The organism is Hoeflea ulvae (assembly GCF_026619435.1).
Classification (GTDB): domain Bacteria; phylum Pseudomonadota; class Alphaproteobacteria; order Rhizobiales; family Rhizobiaceae; genus Hoeflea; species Hoeflea ulvae.
Genome location: NZ_JAOVZQ010000001.1, coordinates 2342964 through 2369162 on the forward strand (window position 1 = coordinate 2342964; position 26199 = coordinate 2369162).

Consider the following 26199-nt stretch of genomic DNA (forward strand, 5'->3'; position numbering starts at 1 on the left):
ACGTTTCTGCGGCAGCAGCTCCGGACAGGAGGGCTTTTGCCGATTTACACCGGATGCCGCGGCGCCAGGCTGCGCGCCTTGCGCCGGTGATGCAACAATTGCCACACCGAATGGGCCACCAATGCGGTGACAATGATGGCGCCGCCAACCAGACCGGTCGGGGTTGGCGCTTCGGCAAAGATCATCCAGATCCAGATCGGGGTGAGAATGGTCTCGAGCAGATAGAACATCGCCACTTCCGGGCCCGAGATATATTGCGGCCCGGTTGCCAGGCACCAGAACGCGATCGGGATGATGATCAACCCGTTGAGCACCAGCCAGACCGGTTCGCCCAGCACCAGGCCCGCCGGGCCGCCGGCCATTGCCAGTCCGATCAGTGCCGGCACCACGGCGGCAAACAGCGGTGCAAAGCCCATGCTGGTGCGCGCCTTGCGGCTGGCGGTGATGGCGCCGGCCAGAATGAAGCTCGAGGCCAGTCCGTAGAGGTCGCCGGTGATGTTGCCCGCCTTCAGGCCGTCAAAGACGATCAGCAGCACGCCGACGATCATCACCGCCATGGCCAGCAAGGTTTGCGGTTTTGGCCGTTCACCGATCAGCCACCAGGCAAGAAGTGCCGAAAACATCGGATTGAACGCCAGGATGAACACCAGGTTGGCGGTTGTCGTGTTGAACACCGCCAGCATGAAGGTGATCGAGGCAATGCCGTAAAGCGTCACCACCACAAGCCCGGCCTTGCCCGGAATGATCGGCACATGTTTCTTGAACACGAAGCGGAGCACGCTCCAGGCAAACAGCGCTGCCAGGAAGGTCAGCGCGCTGCGCATTGCCAGCGCCGACCAGGCATCGCTTTCCGACAGCCGCAGCAGCGGAATGTCGATGGTCAGCATCAGGCCGCCAAAGGCGGTGATCAGCAGGCCCTTGCGATGGCTCGCCGCAGCGGTGATTGGGTCTTGCATGGCGGAACTGGCCTTGAGCGGATTGCATGAAACCGGAGAGTGCCGGACATCCGGTGGAGCAGGGATTGCCCGTGGTCGTCAAGCGCAAAGCCTGGAGCGAAACGGATGCGCGTGTGCCCGCCGGCGCGCGGCCGTGCCGGAAGCGTTCCTAGGGGGCGAAGCGCTGCCAGCCCTGGGCTCTGAGATGTTCCTGAGGCTGGAACCGGGTCTTGTATTCCATCTTGCGCGATCCCTTGACCCAATAGCCGAGATAGACATGCGGCAGCCCCAGCGCCTGGGTCCGGGCGATGTGATCGAGGATCATATAGGTGCCCAGCGAACGGCCGGTTTCTTCGGGCTTGTAGAAGGAATAGACCATCGACAGCCCGTCGCTCATGTAATCGGTCAGCGCCACGCCGATCAGCTCTCCAGCCGGGACTTCCAGCAATCCATCGCCCTCGGTCTTGATGCGGTATTCGATGATTCGGGTGTCGACATGCGAATCCTCCACCATCATGGCGTAGTCGCCGATGCTCATGTCGGCCATGCCGCCGCGCTGGTGGCGGTCGTCGAGATAGCGACGGAACAGCTTGTATTGCTCGCTCGACGGTTCGGCGTGATATTCGGTGGCGACCACATCGGTATTGGCCGCGCGGTTGCGGCGCATCGACCGGGTCGGCTGAAACTCGGAAGCCAGAATGCGCACCGAAACGCAGGCGCGGCAGGCTTCGCAGGCCGGACGATAGGCAATATTCTGCGAGCGCCGGAAGCCGCCCTGGGTCAGAAGATCATTCAGCGCAGGCGCCTTGCCGCCGACCAGATGGGTGAACACCTTTCTCTCGCTCTCGCCTTCCAGGTAGGGGCAGGGCGAGGGCGCGGTCAGAAAAAACTGCGGTGAGTTGACGTTCTGGTTCATCATGCCTTGGTGTCGAAGCGGGTCACAGTCCGTAATACCATGGCGCAAGTAATGAAAAGGTCAACCAGATGATGATCACAAGCGGGGTGCCTGCGCGCAAAAAATCGCTGAACCGGTAGTGACCGGGGCCCATCACCAGCAGGTTGGTCTGGTAACCGATCGGGGTGGCAAAGGACGCGTTGGACGCGAAAATCACCGCGGCGATGAACGGTTCGGGTGAAACACCCATGCCCTTGGCGATGCCCAGCGCAATCGGCGTGAACAGCACGGCGGTGGCATTGTTCGACAGCACATTGGTCAGCGCCGCCATCACCAGGAACAGGCCCGACAGGATCACGCCGGGCGGCGCGCCCTCCAGCAGCGACAGCGAGCTCGAGGCAATCAGTGCCGCACCGCCGGTTGACTCAAGCGCGGTCGCCAGGGCCACCGAGGATCCGACCAGCAGAAATATCTGCCGGTCAAAGGCACGTGCGGCCTGCAGGATCGACAGGCAGCCGGTCAGCAGCATCAGCACCGCGCCGCAGATTGCCGCCACCACGATCGGCACCAGCGAAAACGCCGAAACCAGCACGATGGCCGCAAAGATTGCCACCGCGATGCGGGCCTTGCGCGATTGCGGCACGGCCTGGGCCGAGTGTTCAAGCAGCAGGAGGTCGTGATTGCCGCGAAGCCGCTGGATCGCATCCACCGGGCCGCCGATCAGCAGCGTGTCGCCGGGTTCAAGCCGGATGTCGGACAGCGCCGAGCGCGCCATGCGGCTCTTGCGCTGCACACCCAGTACCGAAATGCCGAATTGCGGCCTGAGCCCGGAAAGCTGGATGGTGCGCCCGGCATAGCGCGAGCCCGGTGCGATCACCGCTTCGGCCAGATGGTAGTCCGGACCTGGCGGCAGGTCCTGCGGGGTCTCGTCGGACTGGCCGTCATCGGCTTCCAGACCGGCGCGGCCGCGCGCCAGCACCTTGGAAAAGGCCTTGCGGGTGCCCGTCACCACAAGCGTGTCGCCGACCGACAGCGTCATGTCTTCAAAGGGCGGCAACACCGGCACGTCGCGCCGCTGCAGCATCCTGAGCGTCAGGTCGCCAAGACCGGGAAACATGCCGGCCTTGGCCGAAATGCCGACAAAGGGATGGTCGCGCGACAGGGTGATCTCGCCGATGAACTGCGCACCGGATTTGGCGCCCACCGAAAGTTCCGCATCGCGCTCGGGCAGCAGGCGCGGCAGCACGCCCAGCACATAGGCGCCGCCGACCAACGCCAGGATCACGCCCATGCCGGTGATGTCGAAAAAACCGATTTCATAGCCATAATCGCGCACCACGCCGGCCACCAGAAGGTTGGTCGACGAGCCGATCAGCGTGGTCATGCCGCCCAGGATGGTGATGAAGGACAGCGGAATGAACACCCGGCTCGGCGAGATCGAGCGCTGTGCGGCAATCACCACCAGGATCGGGATGAAGATCACCACCACCGGCGTGTTGTTCAGGAATGCCGAGATCACCGCGGCGCCGACCAGGATGAACAGGATCGGCCGGAAGGTGCTGGAGCCGCCCATGCGGCCGAGCTTACGTGCCGGCAGCTCCATCGCATCGGTGGCAAACAGGCCCTGACCGACAATCAGCAGCGCAATGACGGTGGCGAGCGCGGGGTTGGAAAATCCGGCCAGCAACTGCTCGGGTTCGAGCACCGCGCCATCGATGCCGGAATAGGGCACGATGCCGAAGACGATCAGCACGGCCGCCAGTGAAACCAGCGAAACGCCCTCCATGGCCCAGCGTTCGGAGGCATAGGCGATGATGGTTGCCACGATGATGACGAACGTCGCAATGAGATGAAAATCGGGCATGAATGCGTGGTGACCTGTTGGCGCGGGCGTGCAACCACTTTACCGCGCCGCACACTGCCAAGCCTAGGGCTAAATTTTCCAGCGGGGCCGCTGCGGCGAAACGCCCGGTGCGGGGCGTGACGGCATCGGGAAACGGATTTGCGAAAAAATGCGCGGCGTTCCCGTCAGGGAATCGCCGTCATTCGGGACATGATCCGCGACGACGAGAGGCGAGGGGGCGTCAGTCCTGACAGGATGGGACCGGCTCCGGAAAACCTACCCGCGCACCACCACGGTGCCGAGCAGCCAGTCGTGCACGGTCTGCTTGCGGTCGAGCACCAGGGTGGCGAGCAGGATCAGCGGGGTCAGCACGGCGTTGAGCGCCCAGAACAACACGCCATGGACAACAGCGAGCGTGAAATCGACCGGCCGGCCATCGAGGCGGACGACGCGAATGTTCATCATCCGCATGCCCGGTGTGGCCTGGTTGGGACCACCCATCGACAGGCCGATATAGGGGACGGCGACCAGCAGGAACAGGATCGGATAGAGAAAGAAACCGAGACCCAGAGTGAAAATGCCGATGAAGAACACCAGCACCGCCACCGGCACGCACAGCGCCAGCACGATGGCGTAATCGATGAAGAACGCCATGATCCGCCTGCTCCGCACGCCGTCATACAGCGCGATGTCGTCATAGGCGCCGGTTGCCTGCTCTGGCGCGCTGTCTGGGAACGGTTGGCTCACGGGTCTCTCCTGTCAAAGGTTGCGGGCAAAACGGCCGCGCTCGAGCAAATGTAGGAAGTGAGGCGCCACAGTTAAAGGGTTGGAGCCGGGCTGAACGGGCGAAGCGCACATTTTGGCGCAAGAATTTGCGGTGCTGCAGGACGCTATCTTACACCACCATCATCGGATCGGGGCGGCCACCCGATCCGACACCAGCATTATCAATGCCAGCACGCCATTATTACCAGAAGTCAAACAGACAATGCCGGACTTGATCCGGTATGACGGGGGCTTGGGAGTTAGCATCCCCAGATGGATCAGTGAACCGGCACAACCGCCCGCTCAGCCGCCGCCCTTGGCGATCAGCCTTGCCGCTTCCGGCGCGAAATAGGTCAAAATCCCGTCGCAACCGGCGCGTTTGAAGGCCAGCAGCTTTTCCATCATGATCCGCTCTCCGTCGATATAGCCCGCCGCGTGACCGGCCTTGATCATCGAATATTCGCCTGACACCTGATAGGCGAAGGTCGGGAGGCCATAAGTGTCCTTCAATGCCCGGCAGATGTCGAGATAAGGCAGGCCGGGCTTGACCATCAGCATGTCGGCACCCTCTTCGACGTCCATTCCGGCGTCGCGGATGGCTTCCATGGCGTTGGACGGATCAAGGTAATAGGTGCGCTTGTCGCCTTTCAACAATCCCGAGGTGCCGATCGCCTCGCGATAGGGTCCGTAGCACGCCGAGGCGAATTTGGTCGCATAGGACATGATCGCCACATTCTGGTGGCCTGCCGCGTCAAGCGCCCGGCGGATCGCGCCGATGCGGCCGTCCATCATGTCGGACGGCGAGATGATGTCGGCCCCGGCATCGGCCTGATGGACGGCTGCTGCGGCGATGGCGCGCACGGTCTCGTCATTAATGATCTCGCCGTCGCGCAGAATTCCGTCATGACCGTGGCTGGTAAAGGGATCGAGCGCCACATCGGTGATGATGCCGATATTCGGCACGGCCTGCTTGATGGCGCGGGTTGCCTGGTTGATCAGATTGTCCGGATCGAGCGCGTGCGAACCGGTGACGTCGCGTTTGTCCATCTCCACATTGGGGAAGGTGGCAAGTGCGGGGATGCCCAGATCGGCAGCCATCCTGGCCGCTTCCACCGCCCTGTCGACGCTCATCCGGTTGACTCCGGGCATGGCGGCGATCGGTTCGGCGATGTTGGTGCCGGGGACGATGAAGAGAGGCCAGATCAGGTCGTCCACGGTCAGCCGGGTCTCGCGCACCAGCCTGCGCGACCAGTCGGCCACCCGGGTGCGGCGCATGCGGCGGTGCCCGGTGATCTCGTCGACATCGATTGCGGCTGCGGCTGCCAGGCCGGCCGCCGTGTTCTTGGAATCTTTGCTCATCAGTCTCATCCCCGGGCTTGCATTCGCGTGGCGCCGTTGCCGGATTGATTGCACGCGTGTCCGAAGCTTTAGACCGCACCGGAGGCCGGCCGGTCAAGCCGGACAAATGACCTCACCAGGGCCGAGGCCACGCTGCGGCTTGCATGCCGGACTGCGGATTGGCTATGACTGCGCCTCGACAGTGAGCGCGCAAGTGTCTCCTGTCCTGAAAAAGGAGACGCCGTTCATGGCGATACTGCAGATCGGCGCCGCACCAGAGCTCGGCACAGGTGCCCTTGAAGCCAGTTTCCGGCTGTTCATGCGGCTGGTGGCGTTAAGCTGCCTGCTGGCCGGGCTGCAATATTGGGGACGGCTGATCGGCTACTCGGATGGCGGCATGTCGCGTTTCGACCTGATTCCCTCCTATTGGCAACTGGCCGCCGCCTCGCTGGCGGTGCTGCTTCCGGTGGCGGCCGTCGGCCTGTGGATGCATGTGCCCTGGGGGCCGGTTATCTGGGTGGCTGCGGCCGGAGCGGAAGTGACGATGCACAAGGCCTTGCCGCAGTGGTTCGGCGAGCGCCCGCTGCTGATGGTGGCCCATGCGGTGGTTGCCCTGGTCTATGTCGGTTTCCGCATCGCGCTCTTCATCAAGCGCCGCCAGGATGCCAAGCAGGTAAGACATGATTCACTCTAATGCGCGGTCGCTCCCGGGTAACCCGCTGTTAAGCCTACAGTTTAAGTAGAATTTTATGGGTATTCGATAGTGTCTGTCTCAAGGCGGGAACAATAACCGCCACCACAACAGTGAGGCAGTCATCATGTCATATACCAATTCCGCACTTGCCGCGGCACCGAAGAATACAGCGGCCAACGACGAGTCCGAAGGCCTGCGCGATCTCTACCTGGAATCGCTTCAGTTGGTCGAGCGGCTTCACCGCCGTCTGCTCGATGTCATCAAGGACGAGTTCGACCGCGCCAACCGCACCGACATCAATGCCATCCAGGCGCTGCTGTTGTTCAATATCGGCAATTCGGAGCTCACCGCCGGCGAATTGCGCAGCCGCGGCTACTATCTCGGCTCCAACGTCTCCTACAATCTCAAGAAGCTGGTCGATCTGGGCTACATTAACCACCAGCGCTCACGCGTCGACCGCCGCGCAGTGCGCATCAGCCTGACCGAGCACGGCACCGAAATCGCAGAAATCGTTGCAGGTCTTTATGACCGCCACATCAATTCGATCGCCAAGGTCGGCGGCATTGGCGCCAGCGAGTTCGAGGAACTCAACCGTCTGATGCAGCGTCTTGACCGGTTCTGGAACGACCAGATCCTCTATCGCCTCTGAATCGAACGCGATCTGTGAAAAAATGCGGCGGGCTCGGCTCTGCCGCTTTTTTGTGTCTGGTCTTGCCCGGATCGGATCATGGCCTCCGGCAACCGCAGATGCCGCATTCGGCTGCGGACCATGAATTGGCCATATTGCCGTGCGAGCGGTGAAAATGGGCATCAATGTGGCGGCGGGAAACCGGCCCATCCGGTTTGGCTCTTGTCGCGTGCTCACGCAAATGTGTCGCGACCGGCTTGACGGATCGCTTCTGGTTCCGAATTTTAAACATTAGCATGATAGACAAATTCGCAACTCTCAACGTCAGCTTCGAATGCATGGTGGATTACGCATGACAAAATCCGGACTAGACAAGCTTTCCCGGCGCCGGTTCATCGGCCGCGCGGCAGGCATGGCAGCCGCAGCGATGGCCGCTGGCCCGGCCTTGGCCCAGTCGACAATCCAGGACATCATCAGTTCACCCCGGCGCGGCTCCTGGGACGACCAGTTCGACGCCAAGAGCTCGCGCTCTGTGGCCGAAACGGCGACCCGCTATCCGATCGCCAGCGCCGACACGATTGCCTATGTCGAGCGCGCGATCTTCGATTATCAGGGGCTGATTGCCCGCGGCGGCTGGCCGATGGTGCCGGCAACCAAGAAATTGCGCATGGGCGTGTCCGATCCCGACGTGCGGGTCCTGCGCCAGCGGCTGATCGCCTCCGGCGACATGGACCGCAGCGCCGGCCTGTCCAACGAATTCGATTCCTATGTCGATGGCGCCGTCAAGCGCTTCCAGGCGCGCCACGGCCTTCCGCCGGATGGTGTTCTGGGCAGCTTCACCTATCAGGCGCTCAATGTTTCGGCCGATGTGCGGCTCGGACAGCTCGAAACCAATCTGGTGCGGTTGCGCTCGATGTCGGGTTTCCTCGGCGACCGCTATGTGATGGTCAATATTCCAGCGGCTCAGATCGAGGCGGTGGAAAATGGCAGCGTCGTGCTGCGCCACACCGCGATTGTCGGCAAGATCGACCGTCAGACGCCGATTCTCAATTCCAAGATCCACGAGATCATTCTCAATCCGTACTGGACCTCGCCGCGCTCGATCATCGAGAAGGACATTGTGCCTCTGATGCGCAAGGACCCGACCTATCTGACGCGCAACAATATCCGGTTGTTTGACAATCAGGGCAATGAAGTCGCGCCGGAAATGGTGGACTGGAATGCCGAGAAGGCGCCGGCCCTGATGTTCCGCCAGGATCCGGGCAAGGGCAACGCCATGTCCTCGACCAAGATCAATTTCCACAATCCGCATGCTGTCTACATGCACGACACGCCACAGCAGGGTGTGTTCAACCAGCTTTTGCGGTTTGAATCCTCGGGATGCGTCCGGGTGCAGAATGTGCGCGACCTCAACACCTGGCTGCTCCGCGACACGCCGGGTTGGGATCGCCAGAGAATGGAAGCGACCATCGCCTCGCGCGAAAACACCGAGATCCTGCTGTCGACCCCGGTGCCGGTGTACTTCACCTATTTCACCGCCTGGGCCTCGCAGGATGGCGTTGTCCAGTTCCGCGACGATGTCTATCAGCGCGACGGTGTGGAAGAACTCGCACTGCGCTGAGGTCTGCCTGCCGGACACACACTTTAAAAGCCGCCCCGACACGGGCGGCTTTTTTGTATGGAGGGTGTGATTGGTGCTCACAATGACGCATTTGAGCCTGCGGATATTGCCCTTGTGATGCGACAGGGGTAAACAGCCGCTTCCGGGTCGACACGCCTCGCACCGGAGTCGAGCCGATTTCCAGAGCGCCTCCGAAACCAGGCAGGCGTTCTGCCAGACCCGAGCCACACAAGGAACCTGGAACATGTCCAACGCGACTTCTGCCGCCAGCCTGGCGGACGCCTTTTTCAACAAGCCATTGGCCGAAGCCGATCCGGACGTGTTTGGTTCGATCCAGAGTGAGCTGGGTCGTCAGCGGCATGAAATCGAGCTGATCGCTTCCGAAAACATCGTGTCGCGCGCTGTGCTCGAGGCCCAGGGCTCGATCATGACCAACAAATATGCCGAGGGCTATCCGGGCAAGCGCTATTATGGCGGCTGCGAATTTGTCGACATCGCCGAAACCCTTGCCATTGAGCGCGCCAAGAAGCTGTTTGGCTGCGACTTCGCCAATGTGCAGCCCAATTCCGGCTCGCAGATGAACCAGGCCGTGTTTCTGGCTCTGCTGCAGCCCGGCGACACCTTCATGGGTCTCGACCTCAATTCCGGCGGACATCTCACCCATGGTTCACCCGTCAACATGTCGGGCAAGTGGTTCAAGGTGATTTCCTATGGCGTGCGCGAAGATGACAATCTTCTCGACATGGACGCGATTGCCGAAACCGCCGAACGCGAACGCCCCAAGCTGATCATTGCCGGCGGTACCGCCTATTCGCGCATCTGGGACTGGAAGCGGTTCCGCGAAATTGCCGATTCCATCGGCGCCTATCTGATGGTCGACATGGCCCATATCGCCGGTCTGGTGGCCGGTGGCCAGCATCCCTCGCCAATCCCGCATGCCCATGTCGTCACCACCACCACCCACAAATCACTGCGCGGCCCGCGCGGCGGCATGATCCTGACCAATGACGAGACCATCGCCAAGAAGGTCAATTCGGCCGTTTTTCCGGGCCTGCAGGGCGGTCCCCTGATGCATGTCATCGCCGCCAAGGCCGTTGCCTTTGCCGAAGCGCTGACGCCGGAATTCAAGATCTATGCCGAAAACGTCGTTGCCAATTCCCGCGCCCTTGCAGCCTCGCTCAAGGACAATGGTCTCGATATCGTCTCCGGCGGCACCGACAACCATTTGATGCTGGTCGATCTGCGGCCGAAAAACGCCACCGGCAAGCGCGCTGAAGCAGCCCTTGGTCGCGCCAACATCACCTGCAACAAGAACGGCATTCCGTTTGACCCGGAAAAGCCCTTTGTCACCTCCGGTGTCCGGCTCGGCAGCCCTGCGGGCACCACCCGCGGTTTCGGCGAGGCGGAATTCCGCGAGATCGGCAATCTCATTTCCGAGGTTCTCGACGGTCTCAAGATGGCCAATTCCGAAGATGGAAATGCCGCTGTCGAGGCCGCGGTGAAGAAGAAGGTCATGGCGCTCACCGACGGTTTCCCTCTCTACCCCTATCTCGGGTAACGGCGGATGCGGTGTCCCTATTGCGGTTCTGAAGACAGCCAGGTGAAGGATTCGCGGCCCGCCGAAGATGGCGCCGCGATCCGCCGGCGTCGGGTATGCCCCGATTGCGGCGGTCGCTTCACCACCTTCGAACGGGTGCAGCTGCGCGATTTGCAGGTTTTGAAAAAGACCGGCCGCAAGGTGCCGTTCGACCGTGAAAAACTGGCCAAGTCCTTCCAGATCGCGCTGCGCAAGCGGCCGGTCGATCCCGAGCGGATCGACCGTGCGGTTTCGGGCATTGTTCGTCGCCTGGAAAGTTCCGGCGAAACCGAGATCGCCACCGACGGGATCGGCCTCCTGGTGCTCGAAGCGCTCAAGGCGCTCGATGATGTCGGCTTTGTCCGCTATGCGTCGGTCTACCGGGACTTTACCGGCCCGGAGGATTTCGAGCGGACCATTTCCGAACTGACCGCGCGGATTGCCGGCGATACCACTGCCGGGGATATCTGACACCATGACGGCGAGCGCGCTTGACCGTCGCTACATGGCGGCGGCGATCCGTCTGGCACGCTGGCACGAGGGCCGCACCGGCTCCAATCCCTCCGTCGCCACGCTGATCGTTCGCGAGGTCGACGGCGCCAATGTGATCGTCGGACGCGGCGTCACCGCCATTGGCGGGCGCCCGCATGCCGAGGCGCAGGCGCTGGCCGAGGCCGGCGACCTGGCGCGCGGCGCAACTGCCTATGTCACGCTCGAACCCTGCGCTCATCACGGCCGCACACCGCCATGCGCCGAAGCGCTGGTCACATCCGGCATTGCGCGCGTGGTCGCCGCTGCCACCGATCCGGACGAGCGGGTTTCGGGCCGGGGCTACGCGATACTGCGCGCGGCCGGCATCGAGGTGGAGGAGGGGGTGCTTGCCGCCGAGGCCGAACGCGGTCTCGCCGGCTACCTGACTCGACGCATGAAAAACCGCACGCATGTGACTCTGAAACTTGCTGTTTCCGCCAATGGCAAGATCGGCCGCCGCGATGGCGAGCAGGTGCTGATTACCGGTGAAGTCTCGCGCAATCAGGTCCATGCCCTGCGCGCGTTGTCGGATGTGATCCTGATCGGCGCTGGCACCGCCATCAATGATGATCCGGAACTCACCTGCCGGCTTCCGGGCCTGCAGGATCGCTCTCCGATCCGGCTGGTGCTCGATACGCATTTGAGATTGCCGCTCGGTTCTCGGCTGGTTCGCTCTGCGCGCGAAGTGCCGTTATGGATCGCCACTGCCGCTGCACAGGACGATCCGCGGCGCGCCGAGCTTGCGGCCTGCGGAGCGGAGTTCATCGCTTCCGATGCGCATGACGGCCGGCTGGCGCTGCCCGAACTGCTGGAAGACCTGGCGGCGCGCGGCCTCTCCACCGTCTTTGTTGAAGGCGGTGCCGCGGTGGCCCACGCATTCCTCGCCGAGGGGCTCGTCGATCGCCTCGTGCTGCTGACCGGCCCGTCTGATATTGACGGCGATGCCGTTGACGCGCCGGTCACGCGCCTGACTGTCCCGTCTGCTTTCCGTCCGGTCGCCTCCATGATCTGTGGAGACGACCGGATCGATGAATATGAAAGGGTTTGAAACCATGTTTACCGGCATCATCACCGATATCGGCCGGGTGGCCGCCGTGACACCGCGCGACCAGGGCGTCAGCTTGCGAATCGAGACCGCCTGGGATCCGGCCGGGATCGACATCGGCGCATCGATTGCCTGTTCCGGCGTGTGCCTCACCGTCACGGCACTGCCGCAACATGGCGACAATGCACGCTGGTTCGAGGTCGAGGCCTGGGAGGAGGCGCTGCGGCTGACCACGATTGCGACCTGGGCGCAGGATCAGCGGATCAATCTCGAGCGCTCGCTGAAGATCGGCGATGAACTCGGCGGCCACATGGTCTCAGGCCATGTCGACGGGCAGGCCGAGATCATCGCGATCAAGGACGAGGGCGAAGCCCGCCGCTTCACATTGCGGGCGCCGATGGAACTGTCTCGGTTCATCGCACCCAAGGGGTCGGTGGCGCTGGACGGAACCTCGCTGACCGTCAATGCGGTCAATGGCGCCGATTTCGACGTGCTCCTGATCCGGCATTCCCTGTCCGTCACCACCTGGGGCGAGCGGGGCGAGGGCGATCACGTCAATCTCGAGGTGGACCAGATGGCCCGCTATGCGGCGCGCCTGGCCGAAACTGCCGCCCAGTCCTGACGGGCTGAAGGCGCGGTTCGGCCTGCGAATGGATTTCCCATGCTGAACCGGGCCAGCAATTGCAGCCCGAACACTGCCAGGACATGCATAAGCCACAGCGCACTGTTGCGGGCCAGGAAGAAGGTCTCGAGGAATGACAGCAGGCTGGCAAAGACAATGATCATGAAGAACATGTCGGCCAGCCTGGCATTGCCGGGGATCCGCCGCGCCTTGGCATAGTTGAACATCGGACCGATGAACAGGAACCAGATCACCACAGATCCGCCGATCACGCCCAGATTGAGGAGGATATCGACGTAATTGTTGTGGCCATGCACAATGAAGCGGTAATCCCAGGCGGATTCGAACGGCTTGTCGAGCAGGAAGACGGTGTCGGTGCCCCAGAAATTGTAAAGCCCGTATCCGAGCCATGGCTGCTCCGGGATCTTTGACAGGCCGAATGCCCACAACGTGGTGCGGCCGGTATAGGTCTCGTCGGTCAGCAAAGCGGCAGCCAGGCTGGACAGTTCCTGGCTGTAGAGCGATCCCAGCGTCAGCAGGCCCACAGCCGCGAGCGCGGCCAGATGAACCAGGATGGCTGCGGAACTGCGGCCGAAGAGGCTTGCCATGAACACGATCAGGATCGACAGCGGGAAGAAGCCGCTGGTGGTCTTGGACCCGGTCTGCAGCACGAACACGGTGGCGGCGACGAAGATGATCAGTCCGGCCAGACGGTGGCCGCTGCGCATCAGATAGACCCCGAAGATGGCGATGATGCACATCACCGGTCCGGCGACGTTCTTGTGGCTGAAATGGCCGCGCCACAACCCGGCATGTTGCGGTTCATAGACATCATAGCCATGTGTCGCCAGGCCGGGCGCGAGAACAAGCCCGCCATAGGACATGGCCAGCGCCGCCGTCGCGCCGAGCATCAGCGCGATCTGGAAATCCTTCTCGCCGCGGGGCAGAACGATGGTCGAAAATGCGATGAACATGCCGATGACGGTGAACACCACCGCGCGCAAGGTGGTATCGGAATCCGGCGCGGTTGCCACATTGTAGCCGAGCACCACGCACAGCAGCAGCAGGCTTGGACTGAGCAGGCTGGCAAGCACCCGGCGGCTGACCATGCTCAGCATTGCCAGCGCAAACACCAGCCCCGCCGCCAGAAAACCGACCTGATTGACCAGACTTCCCTCCGTGGCAACGGCTTCGTTGACCATGCTCTCAATGGCAAAGGGCTGCAGCGAAATCAGCATCAATGCAAGCCCGAGCGCCGACAGCGTAATTGCCAGGCCGCGCACCAGCCGCACCGACAGCGCGGGCTGTCGCATCGGATGCGCGCTGTCTTGCAGCGGGGACCATGCCGCAGCGGGCTGTCCGTAAAAGCTGTGTGATGGGTGGCGCATGCCATTGCCTGGGCAAGAGATGTGAAGCGGCAAGCATCCGCATTTATGGTTAAGCAACCGTAAAAATCGCCCGCGCGCAGCGGGGAAGAGCGGGTTCACCGGTGTCGAAGGTGGTCGTGGTTCAATTCGGTGTGTCGCCCGGATCGGCAATCTCTGCCGGACTGTCCGGATCGCCATGAAATACCAGCGCTTCGCTGCCCTTGTCGCACAGCCCATAGATGCCGGTCGCCACCCGCTCGAACCAGCCGTAATGATTGTCCGCCATCAGCGCGCGCGCCCTGTCGACGCCGGAGGCCTTGGCCACCAGCGCCGCCTTGGTCGGTCCCAGCTCGGCCAGGATACGGGCGCAGCGCAGGGCGTCCTGGCGATAGGCCGTCATCAGGCCCTGCCGCGTGGCGCCGCCTGAATTGGGGTCTCCTGTCCGTCGGGCAAATTCTTTCAGCAGCCGCGCCTTCTTGATGTTAGATTTTCTCGGCCTGTAGGGCGCGGGATCGGCATGAACCTCGACCAGCCCGTCCTTGAGCCGGACGGTCATCAGGCCCAGACCCAGCCGGCGGCACAGCGAGGTGTTGGCGGCAATGGCTTTGAGGAACGCCCGTCCGGTGCCGCGCGGCACGGCGATATAGACCTGATCGGTGATCGCCTGGCGTTCGATGCCCTGATGAAACAGCGACAGCGAAAAACCGGTCTTCAGTTCGACGACGACCGGATCCTCGTCCCCGCGGACGGCAACGATGTCAGCCGCGCCGATCTCGCCCTTGACCGTATAGCCCTGGCCTTCGAGCAGCGTCTTGACCGGCAGGTAGAGATCCGTTTCCTTGGGTTTGGGTGCGCGCATGCCTGCCTGCATAGCGGAGTCGCACCGCCGCGCAAAGATCCTGTTCGCCCGCCGTGAGCTGGTGATTGTCCTGGCTGCCGGTGCCGCGTGCCGGCCGGGCAGGTTTAACCATTCGCGCTGACAAAAGGTCGCTGAGCCGCCGCAGACGTCCTTTTGTGCTTGCCAAGCGCCGGACAAAGTGTTTTGACCGCGCTCTGATCCGACCTGTTTTTATGGTTCCTGCCTGGAACCCGTGATGCGTGGCAAAGCCGCACGCAAGAAGGAATTCCGTCATGGCCAAGTCCAAGACACCGCATTTGATGATTGTTGAAGCGCGGTTTTATGACGATATGTCCGACGCGCTTCTCGACGGCGCCACATCCGCGCTCGATGCGGCAGGCGCCACCTATGAAGTCGTGACGGTGCCGGGCGCGCTGGAAATTCCGCCGGCCATCGCCATGGCGCTGGATGCGATGGATGAGGGCGGGGTCGAATTCGACGGCTTTGTCGCGCTCGGCGTCGTCATTCGGGGTGAGACCCATCATTTCGACATCGTCGCCAACGAGTCCGCGCGCGGCCTGATGACCTTGTCCGTGTCTGAATCGCTGGCCATCGGCAACGGCATCATGACCACTGAAAATGCCGACCAGGCCTGGGAACGGGTCAAGAAGGACCGGCTCGACAAGGGCGGCTTCGCAGCGCGTGCGGCGCTGTCGATGATCACGCTGAAAAGCCAGCTGGCAGGGTGACCATGACTACTGACCAACCTTCATCGCCGGAAATCAAGGTCGCCAACCAGCGCGGCGCCGCTCGGCTGGCTGCCGTCCAGGCGCTGTACCAGATGGATATCGGCGGGGCAGGCGTTCTCGAAATCGTCGCCGAATACGAAGCCCATCGCCTCGGCAACGAGATTGACGGCGAACAGTACCGGCCGGCAGATCCGGCCTGGTTCCGCGCCGTTGTGTCAGGCGTGGTCGAAAACCAGCGGGCGCTCGATCCGGAAATCCGTACCAGCCTGAACGAGGACTGGCCGCTGTCGCGGCTCGACGCCACTTTGCGCGCGATCCTGCGGGCAGGGGCCTGGGAGCTGACCACCAAGAAGGACGTGCCGATCGCCGTCATCGTCAATGAATATGTCGATGTGGCGCGGGCGTTCTTCGAGGGCGACGAGCCGAAGATCGTCAATGCGGTGCTTGACCGCCTGGCGCGCAAATATCGTGGTGAGCAAAAACCCAACAAGGGCTGACCGGCATGGCTTTTCTCGACAAGGTTGGATTGGCCGGGACGACCGATGCCGAGAATCTGGCGCGCCGCAACGCGCTGCTGCTGTCCGCATCGCAGGCCTTTGGCGGTGCCGCCGCGCCGATCGCCATTTCGATGGGCGGCCTTGCCGGGTTCTACCTGCTGGGCGCCGACAAGTCGCTGGCAACGGCACCGGTTACAGGTTTCAACCTCGGCGTTGCCGTCGGAGCGCTGCCTGCGGCCTGGCTGATGCGCCAGATCGGCCGCCGCTACGGTTTCCTGTCGGGCATGGCCATGACGGCGCTGGGCGGCCTGCTCTCGGCGATTGCCCTGTTCCGTCATGAATTCTGGTTCTTCGCCTTCGGCATGGCCTTTATCGGCCTGGGTGGCGCCTTCGTGCAGCAATACCGCTTTGCCGCCGCCGACGGATCTCCGTCCAGTTTCAAGGCGCAGGCCATTTCCTGGGTGCTGGCCGGTGGCGTTTTCGCCGCCATCATCGGGCCGCAGACCGTGATCTACACGCGCGAACTGTTCGCGCCTGTGATGTTTGCGGGATCCTTCGTGGCGCTGCTGCCGCTGGCGCTGATCACCATGTCGATCCTCTGGTTCCTGCGCGTCCCCAATGATTCCAGGCCCGGTGATGCCGGACATGACGAAACGCCGGCACGGCCGCTGTTTGAAATCATCAGCCAGCCACGCTTCGTCACCGCCATGATCTGCGGCGTCGGCTCCTATGCCCTGATGACCTTCATGATGACCGGCGCCCCGCTGGCGATGGTCGGATGCGGTTTCTCGCCGGAACTCGCCACGCTGGGCATCCAGTGGCACGTGATGGCGATGTTCGCGCCGAGCTTTTTCACCGGCAAGCTGATCGCCCGCTTCGGCCGCGACACCATCACGGCGACCGGGCTGTTCATTCTGCTCGGCTGCGCCGTCGTCGCCCATATGGGGATCGAACTGTGGAACTTCTGGCTGGCGCTGGTTCTCCTGGGCATCGGCTGGAATTTCGGCTTCATCGGCGCCACCACCATGGTGACCATGACCTACCGGCAGTCGGAAAAGAACAAGGTTCAGGGCTTTCACGATGTCACCCTGTTCGGCATTGTCGCCTTTTCCTCGCTGATGTCGGGCAAGGTGCTCAATGCCTGGGGCTGGGACGCGCTCAACAGCCTGTTCTGGCCTGTGGCGCTGTTTTGCCTGCTGGCTCTGGCTGCCCAGAACATCTGGGAGCGCCGTCAGGCACTTTGATCCTTTTTGCGCAAGTATCGGTCCGGTCAGGCCGGATCAATTCTGCCAAATAAGCAAGCTTTCCCTGAGCTTATTGCAGGTGTCCGGGCAATTAGCCTATCGACGCTCTTGACGTCACCCCACCTCTGTCGCAATCATCCGCCGCGATGCGGCATGGTCCGGACGCGTGGTCCGGGATCCTTGGCCGCGCGTTATCTGGCCGGGGGAGATCATCTGATTCCGGCCAAATTGGAGGGATATCAGCATGACAATTCTTTTTGCTGTGATCGCCTGTGGATTGCTTTCCATTGTCTACGCCGTCTGGGCGACCAAATCGGTGATGGCAGCCGACCAGGGCAATGCACGCATGCAGGAAATCGCAGGCTACATTCGTGAAGGCGCTCAGGCCTATCTGAACCGTCAGTACACAGCCATCGCCATCGTCGGCGCCGTGGTTGTGGTCGTCACCTATCTGCTGCTCGGCGCCACCGCCGCCATCGGCTTTCTCATCGGCGCAGTTCTGTCGGGTGCGGCCGGTTATATCGGCATGCACGTCTCGGTGCGCGCCAATGTGCGCACGGCGCAGGCTTCCTCCGTCAATCTTGCAAGCGGTCTCGACATCGCCTTCAAGGCGGGCGCCATCACCGGCATGCTGGTCGCTGGCCTCGCGCTGCTGGGTGTTGCGGTCTATTACTACCTGCTGACCGGCCCAATGGGTCTGGCTTCCGACAGCCGTCAGGTCATCGACGCCCTGGTGGCGCTCGGCTTCGGCGCATCGCTGATCTCGATCTTTGCCCGTCTCGGCGGCGGCATCTTCACCAAGGGTGCCGATGTTGGCGGCGATCTCGTCGGCAAGGTTGAAGCCGGTATCCCGGAAGACGATCCGCGCAACCCGGCCACCATCGCCGACAATGTCGGCGACAATGTCGGCGACTGCGCCGGCATGGCTGCCGACCTGTTTGAAACCTATGCGGTGACCGTTGTCGCAACCATGGTTCTGGCAGCGATCTTCTTCGGCGGCATGGATATCCTCGGATCGGCCATGCTCTACCCGCTGGCCATTTGCGGCGCCTCGATCATCACCTCGATCGTCGGCACCTTCTTCGTCAAGCTTGGCCAGAACGGCTCGATCATGGGCGCGCTCTACAAGGGCCTGATCGTCACCGGCGTGTTGTCGATTGTCGGTCTTGCCGGCGCTACCCAGATGACCATCGGTTGGGGCGAAATCGCCGTCATCGACGGCAAGTCGATCACCGGTTCGGGCCTGTTTGCCTGCGGCGTTGTCGGCCTCATCGTCACCGCGCTCATCGTTGTGATCACCGAGTACTATACCGGCACCAACAAGCGTCCGGTCAACTCGATCAGCCAGGCTTCGGTCACCGGTCACGGCACCAACGTGATCCAGGGTCTTGCGATTTCGCTTGAATCCACCGCATTGCCTGCGATCGTCATCGTCGGCGGCATCATCTCGACCTACCAGCTTGCCGGTCTGTTCGGCACCGGCATCGCGGTTACCGCCATGCTCGGCATCGCCGGCATGATCGTCGCGCTCGACGCCTTCGGCCCGGTCACCGACAATGCCGGTGGCATCGCCGAAATGTCCGGTCTTCCGCCGGAAGTGCGTCAGGCCACCGACGCGCTCGACGCGGTCGGCAACACCACCAAGGCCGTCACCAAGGGCTACGCCATCGGGTCTGCCGGTCTCGGCGCGCTGGTGCTGTTTGCGGCCTATTCGAACGACCTGAAGTTCTTTGCCGCCAAGGCAAATGCGGAAGGCTCGACGCTCTATCCCTACTTCAAGGACATGGGCGAGATCTCGTTCGATCTGTCCAACCCCTACGTCGTTGCGGGCCTGATCTTCGGCGGTCTGATCCCCTATCTGTTCGGCGGCATTGCCATGACAGCCGTGGGTCGCGCTGCGGGTTCGATCGTGGAAGAAGTCCGCGCCCAGTTCAAGGCCAAGCCGGGCATCATGGCCGGCACCGAAAAGCCTGACTATGGCCGTGCGGTGGACATCCTGACCAAGGCCGCGATCAAGGAAATGATCGTGCCGTCGCTGCTGCCGGTGCTGGCGCCGCTGTTCGTCTATTTCGGCGTGCTGCTGATCTCCGGTTCGAAGGCCTCGGCCTTTGCTGCACTCGGGGCGTCGCTTCTGGGCGTGATCGTCAACGGCCTGTTCGTCGCCATCTCGATGACCTCGGGTGGCGGTGCATGGGACAACGCAAAGAAATCCTTCGAAGACGGCTTCGTCGACAAGGATGGCGTCAGGCACGAAAAGGGATCCGAGGCGCACAAGGCTTCGGTGACCGGTGATACCGTCGGCGATCCCTACAAGGACACCGCCGGTCCGGCCGTCAACCCGGCCATCAAGATCACCAACATCGTGGCGCTGCTGCTGCTGGCCGTGCTCGCGCACTAGGCCGACAGTCAGGCACATCGCCTTTGAAACGAAAAACCCCGCGGAGAGCGATCTCCGCGGGGTTTTTGATCTGGTGTGCGACTGAGGGTCAGCTCAGGCCGGGGATCGGATCAGTTGCCGCCACCCAGGATAGACCGGGCCACCGCGTTCCGGGTCGCATCCGGTGTCGAGCCGGACAGCACCTGTGCCAGGAAGGGCTTGTCAAGTCCGCCGGTCGGCGTGGTGCGGGAGATCATGTCGAACACCTGACCATCCTGCAGCGTGTAGTTGGCAATGTTGGTGACGATGCCTTCGTCGTCGAAATAGACCGCCAGCACCGATTGCCCGACAAGCTTCTGTTTCATGAAGCTCGCGGCACGGGTGCGCTTTTGTGAAATATAATAGAAAACTTCGTTGTCGAAGGTGGCCGTCGTCGACGGCGTCCCCAGCGACAGCAAGACCTGCTCGCGGCTGGAACCGACGGGCGTCAGGTCCAGGGCGGTCTGGTCGACGACATAGCCCTGATTGAACACTTCACCGGTTGAACAGCCAGTCAGCGCGAGCGTTGAGACGACCGCAACTGCGGCGCCGAGACGTAAAACCCGTCCGGTTGCCTTGAAAACTCTCATCGTCAACGACATCTCCCTTTGGCATGCGAGCGTGAATGCTGCGGCCATTGCGTTTTGTGTTCCATTCGGTAAACCAGCTTCCACACGGATGCAACACGCCAGTCTATCGCAGTTGCGATGATACCCATCCGCCATTGAAGGCATTTTCATGATCTGGAACCTGTTCAAACGAAATAAAGCCAATCAGGCTCTGGTCGAGAGTCAATATGAGCGGATTACCCAGTCGGCCCGTTCTCCGGTGTTCTACGCGGAAATGGGCGCTCCTGATACGGTGATGGGCCGATTCGAGATGATCAGCATCCATCTCGTGCTGTATCTGCGCCGGACCGGCACCGCCAACGAGGCAGCGCAGGGCATCGCCCAGGAAATCGTGGATGCCTTTTTCGAGGACATCGACCATTCGATGCGTGAACTTGGCGTGGGCGACACCAGCGTGCCCAAGCGCATGAAGAAATTTGCCCGGATGTTTTACGGCCGCGCCAAGTCCTACGGTCTGGCGCTTGCCGAAGGTGACCGCGATGCCCTGGTCGAGGCCTTGCGGCGCAACCTGCACCCAGATCAGCCTGACAATGCCCCGTCGATGCAGGCCTTGTCGGAATGGATGATCGAGACCGCCCGGAACCTTGAAGCGGTTTCCGAGGAAACACTGGCGGCGGGTCAACTGGCCTTTCCGGAAACCCATTGAGAAAGAAGATCCGATGACACAGCCAGACAACGATCTGTTTTCCTATCCGGTCAAGGTGAGCAACATCTCCGCCAGCGCGGTGACCGTTCGCATCTCTGCCGATGCAGCCGATCTCAAGCGGCTGGAAAGACAGTGGGGTGTGTCGCAGGTGCTCAACTTCGAGGCGGAAGTGGTGCTCAGCCGCTGGAAGCGCGACGGCGTGCGGCTCACCGGCCATATCAGCTCTTCGGTCGTCCAGCCCTGTGTGGTGACGCTTGAACCGGTCACCCAGCAGATAGAAGAGGATTTCGAATCCATTTTCCTGCCCGAGAACTCACGGCTCGCAAGCCGCATGCTGGACAACAATGGCGAGATGTTTCTCGACCCGGAAGGCCCGGATTTGCCCGAAACGTTTACTGGCGACACGATCGATTTCGGCGCCGTGGTTGCCGAGTTCGCAGCGCTCGCGATTGATTCCTATCCCCGCAAACCGGGTCTTGAATTCGGTGACCGGATCGAGAGCGATCCGTCGCAGGACAAAAAACCGTCACCTTTTTCGGTTTTGCAGTCTTTGAAGCGGGAAGATTCCAAGGGTTAGCCGCATCTGCGGTGACAAAGCAGTTGTGCCCCGTGCGAAAACGGGTATTTTCTGCCCACAAATCCGGCCCGTAGAGCCGGGGATAAAGGATGGGGTGTGATCAGAATAGCGGTGGACTTAATGGGGGGCGATCATGGCCCCAAGGTGATTGTGCCCGGCGTCGCCAAGGCGTTGGAACGACACCCGGAAATCCGCTTCACTCTGTTCGGTCTCGAAGCCGAGTGCCTTGCCGTGCTCAAGAATTTCCCGGCTCTGCTCGAGGCCTCGACCTTCGTGTCGTGCGAAATCGCCGTAAGCATGGATGACAAGCCCAGCCAGGCGCTGCGGCACGGACGCTATCGCTCATCGATGTGGCGCTCCATCGAAGCCGTCAAGACCGGTGACGCCGATGTCTGCGTCTCGGCCGGCAATACCGGCGCATTGATGGCCATGTCGCGATTCTGCCTGCGCACCATGGCCAATATCGACCGGCCCGCCATCGCCGCGATCTGGCCAACCCTGCGCGGCGAGAGCATTGTGCTCGATGTCGGCGCCACTATCGGCGCGGACGCCCAGCAACTGATCGACTTCACCATGATGGGTGCCGCGATGGCGCGAGCCCTGTTCGAGATCGAAAAGCCCACCGTCGGCCTGCTCAATATCGGCGTCGAGGAAGTCAAGGGCATGGAAGAGATCAAGGAGGCCGGTCGTCTGATCCGCGAGGCCGCCATGCCGAGCTTCGACTATTACGGATTTGTCGAGGGCGGTGACCTGGGCAAGGGAACGGTCGACGTCGTTGTCACCGAAGGCTTCGTCGGAAATGTCGCCCTGAAGACCGCGGAAGGCACCGCCCGCCAGATCGGCGGCTATCTGCGTGCCGCGATGTCGCGCACCCTGATGGCGCGGATCGGTTATTTCTTCGCCAAGGGCGCCTTCGACCTGCTGCGCGAGAAAATGGATCCAGGCAAGGTCAATGGCGGCGTGTTTCTCGGCCTCAACGGGATTGTCATCAAGAGCCATGGCGGCGCCGATATTGACGGCTTCGCAGCCGCGGTGGATGTCGGCTATGACATGGTCCGCAACGGTTTGAAGTCAAAGATCGAACACGATCTCAACCTCTATCACACACGTCGCTCAGCGCTTGCCGTGCCGGCCGTGGACAGCTCTTCCAGCTAGGATGCAAGAATAATGATCCGTTCAGTTGTACGTGGTTTCGGGGCGCAGGTCCCCGAGCGAATCATGAAAAACAGCGATTTCGAAGGTGTGGTCGAAACCAATGACGAGTGGATCGTTCAGCGGACCGGCATTCGCCAGCGCCACATTGCCGGCGAAGGCGAGACCACGGCTTCGCTGGGGGAAATGGCTGCCCGCGCAGCACTTGACCGCGCCAATATGACCGCGGCCGATATCGACCTGATCATCTGCGCCACCTCGACGCCGGACAACACCTTTCCCGCCACCGCCGTCAATATCCAGAACCGGCTCGGCATGCATCACGGTGCGGCCTTCGATGTGCAGGCGGTCTGCTCGGGTTTCGTGTTCGCGGTGACGACAGCCGACAGCTACATCAAGTCGGGCCTGGCCAGGCGGGTGCTCGTCATCGGCGCCGAAACCTTCTCCCGCATTCTCGACTGGAATGACCGCACTACCTGCGTTCTCTTCGGAGACGGCGCCGGCGCGATCGTGCTGGAGGCGGCCGAAGGCGAGGGGAACACCGATGATCGCGGCGTGCTCACCGCGCATCTGCGTTCCGACGGTGCGCACCGCGAAAAGCTCTATGTCGACGGCGGACCCTCGACCACCGGGACGGTCGGGCATCTGCGCATGCAGGGCCGCGAGGTGTTCAAGCACGCAGTCGGCATGATCACCGACGTGATCGAAGCGGCCTATGCCGCCACCGGCCTGGGATCGGATGACATTGACTGGTTTGTTCCTCACCAGGCCAACCGCCGCATCATCGATGCCTCGGCGCGCAAACTCGGCATTGCCGAATCCAAGGTGGTGATCACCGTGGACCACCACGGAAACACCTCGGCGGCCTCGATTCCGCTGGCGCTTGCCGAGGCGGCAGGTGACGGCAGGATCAAAAAGGGCGATCTTGTGCTGCTCGAGGCGATGGGCGGCGGCTTCACCTGGGGCTCGGTGCTGTTGCGCTGGTAGTCAAATGGACGTCGAAACAAGGATTTAAGCGTCATGTTCAACTAATTTTGGTTCGTCGGCCCAACTGCGGTCGCATTCGCCTGAGTTACTTGACCTTGAGAAGCTTGAACCATAGTGTTGTTGAACTACATTAACGGGCGGCGGGGATGCTGACCAGTTTGGTTGGATAAAATGAGTGGCAAAACGATCACCAGGGCGGACCTTGCAGAAGCGGTATTCCGCAAGGTGGGGCTCTCGAGAACCGAATCAGCAGAACTTGTAGAAATGGTCATTGACGAAGTTTGCGGCGCCATCGTGCGTGGCGACAGCGTCAAGCTTTCCTCATTTGCGACCTTCCAGGTTCGCGAGAAGAAAGAGCGCATAGGACGCAATCCCAAGACCGGGGAAGAAGTGCCGATCAGCCCGCGCCGGGTGATGACCTTCAAGGCCTCCAACGTGCTCAAGAGCCGTGTTCTCAAAGGCCACCTGGCCCGCAAGGGCAAGACCAAGAGCAAGCCGTAAGCCGCGCCTTACCCTCGTTGCGCCGCGATCTGGCCTGTAGATGTGCTGATAGTGGTTGGCAATGGTCATCATGCCCTTGATATTCAGCCTGCAAAGCTTTGAACTGGTGATGGCTTCGCGGCTCTTGATCGCGATTCGCTGCCGCATCGGGCGTCAATTCCGTTTTGGGTCTGACGCGAGGCGATGCGGCAATATTACAGGGTGGAGTGATCTGCGTGCAGGCTGTTGAGCGCACCAGCATCGCCCGAAAATCGGAGTGGCAGTATGGACAAGAGCCCTGACGCGTTCCGGACGATTTCGGAGGTGGCGGAAGACCTGGATCTGCCGCAGCATGTGCTGCGCTTCTGGGAAACCAGGTTCACCCAGATCAAGCCGATGAAGCGCGGCGGCGGCCGGCGGTACTATCGCCCGGACGACATCGATCTTCTCAAGGGCATCCGCACCCTGCTTTACGATCAGGGCTACACGATCAAGGGCGTGCAGAAACTGCTCAAGCTCAACGGCAACAAGTTTGTCATCGCCGTCGGCGCCGGTGACATGGCCGCGGTCGAAACATTGTCGGCCAGCATGGCCCAGGAGGCGGAGCCGGCACGCGCGCCCGCAGCCGATGAAGACCAGCTTGTCGGCAAGGCGCGCCTGCCTTCGACCCGGCGGTTCTTCAGCCTAGGTGGCGAATCCGGCAAGGAGCCGGACGAGGCGGCAGCATCGAAGGGCGGCGGATTGAAGCGCGATGACAGGGCCTTGCTTCAGGAAGCGCTCTATGACCTTCTCGAATGCAAGAGATTGCTCGACCAGGTCCGCTGATCGCCGCGGCCCGCAGCCTCGCGGCCAATCCTGATCAATTTACCCTGAGCCCGTGAACCCGGCGCGCTTCTTCCAGTGCCGCTTCGAGATAGGATTCGACATCGACGAAGCCCTTTTCGCGGGCCAGCGCCAGCGCCATGTCGATCTGCATCATCACCATGGCGAGACGCTCTCTGTCGTCCTGGGTCGCCAGGGTGACAAGCTCCAGCCGGTTGGAAGGTGAACGGCGTGAAGTCATGAGCGAGCCGTGAATCCTTCGAAATAAGACCTGAGGTCCTCGCGCGAAAACTGCTCTTCAATCGCCTCGGGCGTCATCGTGTCAGGACCGAACCAGGGATATTTGCGATCGTCGAAACTGTCGGTCAGGAGATCGATAAAGGCCCTGTGCCGGGCACTCTTGACCACTTCCGGGTGGGTCGCAAGCCAGATCTCGACGCGGAAATCGAAGCCCAGATCGATATGTTCGACATCGCCGCCGATGGCTCTTGCATAATTGGGCATCAGCCCGATGCCGGCGCCCTTGGCGACAGCCCAGTAATGCGCGGACGAGAAATTGGTTTTCATCCGCACCATGCGGTTGGCAATCTGTGCCCCGAATATCTTGTCGAGCTCATAGCCCCGCAACTGGTCGGTCTGCTGCTCGACTACGCGGTGATTGACCATGTCGGCAACATTCTTGGGGCGGCCGAACTGTTCGAGATAGCTGGCGCTGGCAAAGGGGACAAGGTGCAGATAGCCCAGCCGCTTGACCTTGAGTTCCGGCCGGTTGGGCATTTCAAGCTGCACCGAGATATCGGCTTCCATGCGCAGCACATCGACCGAGCGCATGGCGCATTGCAGCTCGATGCGGTTCCTGGCGCCGGTGTCATTCATGTAGTCGACAATGCGCGGCGTCAGCCAGAAACTGCCCAGGCCCTCGGTGATGGCAAGCCGGATCGGGCCGCTGGCCTCGCGCTCCGCCATGGCGGCCACGCGCCACATGTCCGATACCGAACTCTCCACGTCCCGCGCGGCAAGCACCACCCGGCGGCCTTCATCGGTCAGGCGGACGCCATCGGACTCGCGAAACAGCAAGGGGTATCCAAGCTGATCCTCGAGCCTGGTGATTGTTCGCCGCACCGTGTTGATCGACATGCCGAGCTCTTCCGTGGCCTTGCGGAAGCTCGAATGCCTCGCAACGGACAGGAAAACCCGGATGCTGTTCCAATCAGCGTTCCGCCATTGGTGTTCCATAGGGGGAACTCTCTGTAGCACTATTTGCCAAAGTCAAATGCGAAGGACTTGGTTAACTTCTTCTTC

The 26199-nt window shown here is 61.9% G+C and carries 27 protein-coding genes; 17 read left to right on the forward strand and 10 right to left on the reverse strand.

Annotated elements, in window-relative coordinates; all coding sequences use genetic code 11:
• Nucleotides 1-44: 44 nt before the first annotated feature.
• From OEG82_RS11050 to hemB, 5 genes are all read right to left on the reverse strand, one after another.
• Nucleotides 45-956, reverse strand: a complete 912-nt coding sequence (locus OEG82_RS11050; protein WP_267612505.1) for a DMT family transporter — start codon at nt 954-956, stop codon at nt 45-47.
• Between the two features lie 148 nt (nt 957-1104).
• A complete protein-coding gene (locus tag OEG82_RS11055) occupies nt 1105-1854 on the reverse strand; it encodes an arginyltransferase (RefSeq protein WP_267612506.1) in 750 nt (249 codons plus the stop codon).
• Nucleotides 1855-1873: 19 nt separating this feature from the next.
• Nucleotides 1874-3694, reverse strand: a complete 1821-nt coding sequence (locus OEG82_RS11060; protein ID WP_267612507.1) for an SLC13 family permease — start codon at nt 3692-3694, stop codon at nt 1874-1876.
• 255 nt (nt 3695-3949) lie between these two features.
• Nucleotides 3950-4327 (reverse strand): RDD family protein, encoded by a 378-nt coding sequence (locus tag OEG82_RS11065; protein WP_267614926.1) that lies wholly within the window; start codon nt 4325-4327, stop codon nt 3950-3952.
• 414 nt (nt 4328-4741) lie between these two features.
• A complete protein-coding gene (gene hemB, locus OEG82_RS11070) occupies nt 4742-5797 on the reverse strand; it encodes a porphobilinogen synthase (protein ID WP_267612508.1) in 1056 nt (351 codons plus the stop codon).
• Nucleotides 5798-6023: 226 nt separating this feature from the next.
• On the opposite strand from hemB, the gene OEG82_RS11075 reads away from it, so the two are divergent.
• The 7 genes from OEG82_RS11075 (at nt 6024) to OEG82_RS11105 (ending at nt 12493) form a co-directional block, all read left to right on the forward strand.
• Nucleotides 6024-6470, forward strand: a complete 447-nt coding sequence (locus tag OEG82_RS11075) for a DUF6163 family protein (protein ID WP_267612509.1) — start codon at nt 6024-6026, stop codon at nt 6468-6470.
• Between the two features lie 124 nt (nt 6471-6594).
• Nucleotides 6595-7119 carry a transcriptional regulator LdtR gene (gene ldtR / locus OEG82_RS11080; protein WP_267612510.1) on the forward strand — a complete coding sequence of 175 codons (525 nt, stop codon included), beginning with the start codon at nt 6595-6597 and terminating at the stop codon, nt 7117-7119.
• A gap of 331 nt (nt 7120-7450) precedes the next feature.
• Complete coding sequence (locus tag OEG82_RS11085; protein ID WP_267612511.1) at nt 7451-8719, forward strand: L,D-transpeptidase family protein; 1269 nt, start codon at nt 7451-7453, stop codon at nt 8717-8719.
• Between the two features lie 244 nt (nt 8720-8963).
• A complete protein-coding gene (glyA, locus tag OEG82_RS11090; RefSeq protein ID WP_267612512.1) occupies nt 8964-10277 on the forward strand; it encodes a serine hydroxymethyltransferase in 1314 nt (437 codons plus the stop codon).
• Between the two features lie 6 nt (nt 10278-10283).
• On the forward strand, nt 10284-10766 hold the full coding sequence (nrdR, locus tag OEG82_RS11095) for a transcriptional regulator NrdR (protein ID WP_267612513.1): 483 nt from the start codon (nt 10284-10286) through the stop codon (nt 10764-10766).
• Nucleotides 10767-10770: 4 nt separating this feature from the next.
• A complete protein-coding gene (ribD, locus tag OEG82_RS11100) occupies nt 10771-11874 on the forward strand; it encodes a bifunctional diaminohydroxyphosphoribosylaminopyrimidine deaminase/5-amino-6-(5-phosphoribosylamino)uracil reductase RibD (protein ID WP_267612514.1) in 1104 nt (367 codons plus the stop codon).
• 4 nt (nt 11875-11878) lie between these two features.
• Nucleotides 11879-12493 carry a riboflavin synthase gene (locus OEG82_RS11105; RefSeq protein WP_267614927.1) on the forward strand — a complete coding sequence of 205 codons (615 nt, stop codon included), beginning with the start codon at nt 11879-11881 and terminating at the stop codon, nt 12491-12493.
• On the opposite strand, the gene OEG82_RS11110 is transcribed toward OEG82_RS11105, so the two are convergent.
• Together OEG82_RS11110 and OEG82_RS11115 are read right to left on the reverse strand one after the other, a co-directional pair.
• Nucleotides 12454-13806 (reverse strand): O-antigen ligase family protein, encoded by a 1353-nt coding sequence (locus OEG82_RS11110; protein WP_267612515.1) that lies wholly within the window; start codon nt 13804-13806, stop codon nt 12454-12456. The genes OEG82_RS11105 and OEG82_RS11110 overlap by 40 nt on opposite strands.
• 196 nt (nt 13807-14002) lie before the next feature.
• Nucleotides 14003-14719: a DUF2161 domain-containing phosphodiesterase gene (locus tag OEG82_RS11115; protein WP_267612516.1), complete on the reverse strand. Its 717-nt coding sequence runs from the start codon at nt 14717-14719 to the stop codon at nt 14003-14005.
• A gap of 272 nt (nt 14720-14991) precedes the next feature.
• Here OEG82_RS11115 and ribH point away from each other — a divergent pair, with 272 nt between their 5' ends.
• From ribH to OEG82_RS11135, 4 genes are all read left to right on the forward strand, one after another.
• Nucleotides 14992-15447: a 6,7-dimethyl-8-ribityllumazine synthase gene (ribH, locus tag OEG82_RS11120; RefSeq protein WP_267612517.1), complete on the forward strand. Its 456-nt coding sequence runs from the start codon at nt 14992-14994 to the stop codon at nt 15445-15447.
• Nucleotides 15448-15449: 2 nt separating this feature from the next.
• Nucleotides 15450-15944: a transcription antitermination factor NusB gene (nusB, locus tag OEG82_RS11125; protein ID WP_267612518.1), complete on the forward strand. Its 495-nt coding sequence runs from the start codon at nt 15450-15452 to the stop codon at nt 15942-15944.
• Between the two features lie 5 nt (nt 15945-15949).
• Nucleotides 15950-17188: an MFS transporter gene (locus OEG82_RS11130; protein WP_267612519.1), complete on the forward strand. Its 1239-nt coding sequence runs from the start codon at nt 15950-15952 to the stop codon at nt 17186-17188.
• 244 nt (nt 17189-17432) lie between these two features.
• Nucleotides 17433-19586: a sodium-translocating pyrophosphatase gene (locus tag OEG82_RS11135; protein ID WP_267612520.1), complete on the forward strand. Its 2154-nt coding sequence runs from the start codon at nt 17433-17435 to the stop codon at nt 19584-19586.
• Between the two features lie 110 nt (nt 19587-19696).
• Here OEG82_RS11135 and OEG82_RS11140 read toward each other — a convergent pair whose 3' ends face one another.
• On the reverse strand, nt 19697-20206 hold the full coding sequence (locus tag OEG82_RS11140) for an outer membrane protein assembly factor BamE (protein WP_267614928.1): 510 nt from the start codon (nt 20204-20206) through the stop codon (nt 19697-19699).
• A gap of 136 nt (nt 20207-20342) precedes the next feature.
• Between OEG82_RS11140 and OEG82_RS11145 the strand changes: the two genes are divergently transcribed.
• From OEG82_RS11145 to OEG82_RS11170, 6 genes are all read left to right on the forward strand, one after another.
• Nucleotides 20343-20879 (forward strand): ubiquinol-cytochrome C chaperone family protein, encoded by a 537-nt coding sequence (locus OEG82_RS11145; protein ID WP_267612521.1) that lies wholly within the window; start codon nt 20343-20345, stop codon nt 20877-20879.
• A gap of 13 nt (nt 20880-20892) precedes the next feature.
• A complete protein-coding gene (locus OEG82_RS11150; RefSeq protein WP_267612522.1) occupies nt 20893-21456 on the forward strand; it encodes a YceD family protein in 564 nt (187 codons plus the stop codon).
• Between the two features lie 96 nt (nt 21457-21552).
• A complete protein-coding gene (plsX, locus tag OEG82_RS11155) occupies nt 21553-22611 on the forward strand; it encodes a phosphate acyltransferase PlsX (RefSeq protein ID WP_267612523.1) in 1059 nt (352 codons plus the stop codon).
• A gap of 12 nt (nt 22612-22623) precedes the next feature.
• On the forward strand, nt 22624-23595 hold the full coding sequence (locus tag OEG82_RS11160) for a beta-ketoacyl-ACP synthase III (RefSeq protein WP_267612524.1): 972 nt from the start codon (nt 22624-22626) through the stop codon (nt 23593-23595).
• A gap of 171 nt (nt 23596-23766) precedes the next feature.
• A complete protein-coding gene (locus tag OEG82_RS11165; protein WP_267612525.1) occupies nt 23767-24096 on the forward strand; it encodes an integration host factor subunit alpha in 330 nt (109 codons plus the stop codon).
• A 264-nt stretch (nt 24097-24360) separates the two neighbouring features.
• Complete coding sequence (locus OEG82_RS11170) at nt 24361-24900, forward strand: MerR family transcriptional regulator (protein ID WP_267612526.1); 540 nt, start codon at nt 24361-24363, stop codon at nt 24898-24900.
• A gap of 34 nt (nt 24901-24934) precedes the next feature.
• Here OEG82_RS11170 and OEG82_RS11175 read toward each other — a convergent pair whose 3' ends face one another.
• Together OEG82_RS11175 and OEG82_RS11180 are read right to left on the reverse strand one after the other, a co-directional pair.
• Nucleotides 24935-25138, reverse strand: a complete 204-nt coding sequence (locus OEG82_RS11175; RefSeq protein WP_267612527.1) for a hypothetical protein — start codon at nt 25136-25138, stop codon at nt 24935-24937.
• Nucleotides 25135-26133: a LysR family transcriptional regulator gene (locus tag OEG82_RS11180; protein WP_267612528.1), complete on the reverse strand. Its 999-nt coding sequence runs from the start codon at nt 26131-26133 to the stop codon at nt 25135-25137. Before OEG82_RS11180 ends, OEG82_RS11175 begins: the two co-directional genes overlap by 4 nt.
• Nucleotides 26134-26199 lie beyond the last annotated feature (66 nt).

Bases quoted from the DNA above. Each gene is read 5' to 3' on its own strand.
- OEG82_RS11050 (WP_267612505.1), bottom strand. From the start codon at position 956: ATGCAAGACCCAATCACCGCTGCGGCGAGCCATCGCAAGGGCCTGCTG.
- OEG82_RS11055 (WP_267612506.1), bottom strand. From the start codon at position 1,854: ATGATGAACCAGAACGTCAACTCACCGCAGTTTTTTCTGACCGCGCCC.
- OEG82_RS11060 (WP_267612507.1), bottom strand. From the start codon at position 3,694: ATGCCCGATTTTCATCTCATTGCGACGTTCGTCATCATCGTGGCAACC.
- OEG82_RS11065 (WP_267614926.1), bottom strand. From the start codon at position 4,327: ATGGCGTTCTTCATCGATTACGCCATCGTGCTGGCGCTGTGCGTGCCG.
- hemB (WP_267612508.1), bottom strand. From the start codon at position 5,797: ATGAGCAAAGATTCCAAGAACACGGCGGCCGGCCTGGCAGCCGCAGCC.
- OEG82_RS11075 (WP_267612509.1), top strand. From the start codon at position 6,024: ATGGCGATACTGCAGATCGGCGCCGCACCAGAGCTCGGCACAGGTGCC.
- ldtR (WP_267612510.1), top strand. From the start codon at position 6,595: ATGTCATATACCAATTCCGCACTTGCCGCGGCACCGAAGAATACAGCG.
- OEG82_RS11085 (WP_267612511.1), top strand. From the start codon at position 7,451: ATGACAAAATCCGGACTAGACAAGCTTTCCCGGCGCCGGTTCATCGGC.
- glyA (WP_267612512.1), top strand. From the start codon at position 8,964: ATGTCCAACGCGACTTCTGCCGCCAGCCTGGCGGACGCCTTTTTCAAC.
- nrdR (WP_267612513.1), top strand. From the start codon at position 10,284: ATGCGGTGTCCCTATTGCGGTTCTGAAGACAGCCAGGTGAAGGATTCG.
- ribD (WP_267612514.1), top strand. From the start codon at position 10,771: ATGACGGCGAGCGCGCTTGACCGTCGCTACATGGCGGCGGCGATCCGT.
- OEG82_RS11105 (WP_267614927.1), top strand. From the start codon at position 11,879: ATGTTTACCGGCATCATCACCGATATCGGCCGGGTGGCCGCCGTGACA.
- OEG82_RS11110 (WP_267612515.1), bottom strand. From the start codon at position 13,806: ATGCGACAGCCCGCGCTGTCGGTGCGGCTGGTGCGCGGCCTGGCAATT.
- OEG82_RS11115 (WP_267612516.1), bottom strand. From the start codon at position 14,719: ATGCGCGCACCCAAACCCAAGGAAACGGATCTCTACCTGCCGGTCAAG.
- ribH (WP_267612517.1), top strand. From the start codon at position 14,992: ATGGCCAAGTCCAAGACACCGCATTTGATGATTGTTGAAGCGCGGTTT.
- nusB (WP_267612518.1), top strand. From the start codon at position 15,450: ATGACTACTGACCAACCTTCATCGCCGGAAATCAAGGTCGCCAACCAG.
- OEG82_RS11130 (WP_267612519.1), top strand. From the start codon at position 15,950: ATGGCTTTTCTCGACAAGGTTGGATTGGCCGGGACGACCGATGCCGAG.
- OEG82_RS11135 (WP_267612520.1), top strand. From the start codon at position 17,433: ATGACAATTCTTTTTGCTGTGATCGCCTGTGGATTGCTTTCCATTGTC.
- OEG82_RS11140 (WP_267614928.1), bottom strand. From the start codon at position 20,206: ATGTCGTTGACGATGAGAGTTTTCAAGGCAACCGGACGGGTTTTACGT.
- OEG82_RS11145 (WP_267612521.1), top strand. From the start codon at position 20,343: ATGATCTGGAACCTGTTCAAACGAAATAAAGCCAATCAGGCTCTGGTC.
- OEG82_RS11150 (WP_267612522.1), top strand. From the start codon at position 20,893: ATGACACAGCCAGACAACGATCTGTTTTCCTATCCGGTCAAGGTGAGC.
- OEG82_RS11160 (WP_267612524.1), top strand. From the start codon at position 22,624: ATGATCCGTTCAGTTGTACGTGGTTTCGGGGCGCAGGTCCCCGAGCGA.
- OEG82_RS11165 (WP_267612525.1), top strand. From the start codon at position 23,767: ATGAGTGGCAAAACGATCACCAGGGCGGACCTTGCAGAAGCGGTATTC.
- OEG82_RS11170 (WP_267612526.1), top strand. From the start codon at position 24,361: ATGGACAAGAGCCCTGACGCGTTCCGGACGATTTCGGAGGTGGCGGAA.
- OEG82_RS11175 (WP_267612527.1), bottom strand. From the start codon at position 25,138: ATGACTTCACGCCGTTCACCTTCCAACCGGCTGGAGCTTGTCACCCTG.
- OEG82_RS11180 (WP_267612528.1), bottom strand. From the start codon at position 26,133: ATGGAACACCAATGGCGGAACGCTGATTGGAACAGCATCCGGGTTTTC.